The organism is Sporosarcina sp. P3 (assembly GCF_002743415.1).
GTDB classification, from domain to species: Bacteria; Bacillota; Bacilli; order Bacillales_A; family Planococcaceae; genus Sporosarcina; species Sporosarcina ureae_A.
The window spans coordinates 1-1552 of sequence record NZ_PDZE01000032.1; the positions used below are offsets into that span (position 1 = coordinate 1).

Annotated in this window: 13 tRNA genes and 1 rRNA gene; all 14 read left to right on the forward strand. The window is 50.1% G+C overall.

Annotated elements, in window-relative coordinates:
* The first annotated feature begins 2 nt into the window (after positions 1 to 2).
* Positions 3 to 118 (forward strand): 5S ribosomal RNA (gene rrf / locus CSV61_RS16435).
* A gap of 95 nt (positions 119 to 213) precedes the next feature.
* Positions 214 to 289: transfer RNA gene (locus CSV61_RS16440), tRNA-Val, on the forward strand.
* A gap of 14 nt (positions 290 to 303) precedes the next feature.
* A tRNA-Thr gene (locus CSV61_RS16445) sits at positions 304 to 379 on the forward strand.
* Between the two features lie 8 nt (positions 380 to 387).
* Positions 388 to 463 (forward strand) — tRNA-Lys (locus CSV61_RS16450).
* Positions 464 to 484: 21 nt separating this feature from the next.
* A tRNA-Leu gene (locus CSV61_RS16455) sits at positions 485 to 566 on the forward strand.
* An 8-nt stretch (positions 567 to 574) separates the two neighbouring features.
* Positions 575 to 646: transfer RNA gene (locus CSV61_RS16460), tRNA-Gly, on the forward strand.
* Positions 647 to 662: 16 nt separating this feature from the next.
* Positions 663 to 751 (forward strand) — tRNA-Leu (locus CSV61_RS16465).
* Positions 752 to 767: 16 nt separating this feature from the next.
* Positions 768 to 844, forward strand: a tRNA-Arg gene (locus CSV61_RS16470).
* A 39-nt stretch (positions 845 to 883) separates the two neighbouring features.
* A tRNA-Pro gene (locus tag CSV61_RS16475) sits at positions 884 to 960 on the forward strand.
* A 6-nt stretch (positions 961 to 966) separates the two neighbouring features.
* A tRNA-Ala gene (locus tag CSV61_RS16480) sits at positions 967 to 1042 on the forward strand.
* 26 nt (positions 1043 to 1068) lie between these two features.
* A tRNA-Met gene (locus CSV61_RS16485) sits at positions 1069 to 1142 on the forward strand.
* Positions 1143 to 1148: 6 nt separating this feature from the next.
* Positions 1149 to 1225: transfer RNA gene (locus CSV61_RS16490), tRNA-Ile, on the forward strand.
* Between the two features lie 15 nt (positions 1226 to 1240).
* A tRNA-Ser gene (locus CSV61_RS16495) sits at positions 1241 to 1333 on the forward strand.
* Positions 1334 to 1423: 90 nt separating this feature from the next.
* A tRNA-Met gene (locus tag CSV61_RS16500) sits at positions 1424 to 1498 on the forward strand.
* Positions 1499 to 1552 lie beyond the last annotated feature (54 nt).

Here is a 1552-nt window from a genome sequence, read left to right on the forward strand (position 1 = left end):
AGTCTGGTGACGATAGCGAAGAGGTCACACCCGTTCCCATACCGAACACGGAAGTTAAGCTCTTCAGCGCTGATGGTAGTTGGGGGTTTCCCCCTGTGAGAGTAAGACGTCGCCAGGCAATTCTATTCTTAAGATCAAAACTGAGTAGTTTATAAATAATCAAGTGATCAGAAAGAATAAGAATATACTAACTTAAAATTTCAATTACACCCAGGAGGATTAGCTCAGCTGGGAGAGCACCTGCCTTACAAGCAGGGGGTCGGCGGTTCGAGCCCGTCATCCTCCACCATATATTCTACACCTGCCGGTGTAGCTCAACTGGTAGAGCAACTGACTTGTAATCAGTAGGTTGAGGGTTCAAGTCCTTTCGCCGGCACCACTTAGTACGAGCCGTTAGCTCAGTTGGTAGAGCATCTGACTTTTAATCAGAGGGTCACAGGTTCGAATCCTGTACGGCTCACCATTATTTTTGCCGAAACATATCGCGGGTGTGGTGGAACTGGCAGACACGCTAGACTTAGGATCTAGTGCCTTCGGGCGTGGGGGTTCGACTCCCTTCACCCGCATCTTTTACGCGGAAGTAGTTCAGTGGTAGAATACGACCTTGCCAAGGTCGGGGTCGCGGGTTCGAATCCCGTCTTCCGCTTTTTAATTCCACTCTTGCCGGGGTGGCGGAACTGGCAGACGCACAGGACTTAAAATCCTGCGGTAGGTGACTACCGTACCGGTTCGATTCCGGTTCTCGGCACCAATTAATTCTATAATATGCGCCTGTAGCTCAATTGGATAGAGCGTCTGACTACGGATCAGAAGGTTGTGGGTTCGACTCCTGCCAGGCGCGCCATATTATTATAATTTCTATATCTTTTATATTCTTTATAGTCGGGAAGTAGCTCAGCTTGGTAGAGCACTTGGTTTGGGACCAAGGGGTCGCAGGTTCGAATCCTGTCTTCCCGACCACTTATTGGGGCCTTAGCTCAGCTGGGAGAGCGCCTGCCTTGCACGCAGGAGGTCAACGGTTCGATCCCGTTAGGCTCCACCAATTATTCTTTATAACTGACTAATTGCAGCGGCGTAGCTCAGTTGGCTAGAGCATACGGTTCATACCCGTAGGGTCGGGGGTTCAAATCCCTCCGCCGCTATCCTAAGGACCTTTAGCTCAGTTGGTTAGAGCAGACGGCTCATAACCGTCCGGTCGCAGGTTCGAGTCCTGCAAGGTCCACCAGATTATTTATTTCACGGAGGAATACCCAAGCCCGGCTGAAGGGATCGGTCTTGAAAACCGACAGGGGTGTTAAAGCCCGCGGGGGTTCGAATCCCTCTTCCTCCGCCATATTTTCTTTAACAATAGCTTTACTTTACTAAGTAGTTATGTTAAGATAATAAAGGCGTTAAGTTATTAATAGAGCAACATTTGTATTATCGCGGGGTGGAGCAGTGGTAGCTCGTTGGGCTCATAACCCAAAGGTCACAGGTTCAAATCCTGTCCCCGCAACCAAGGTCCCGTGGTGTAGCGGTTAACATGCCTGCCTGTCACGCAGGAGATCGCGGG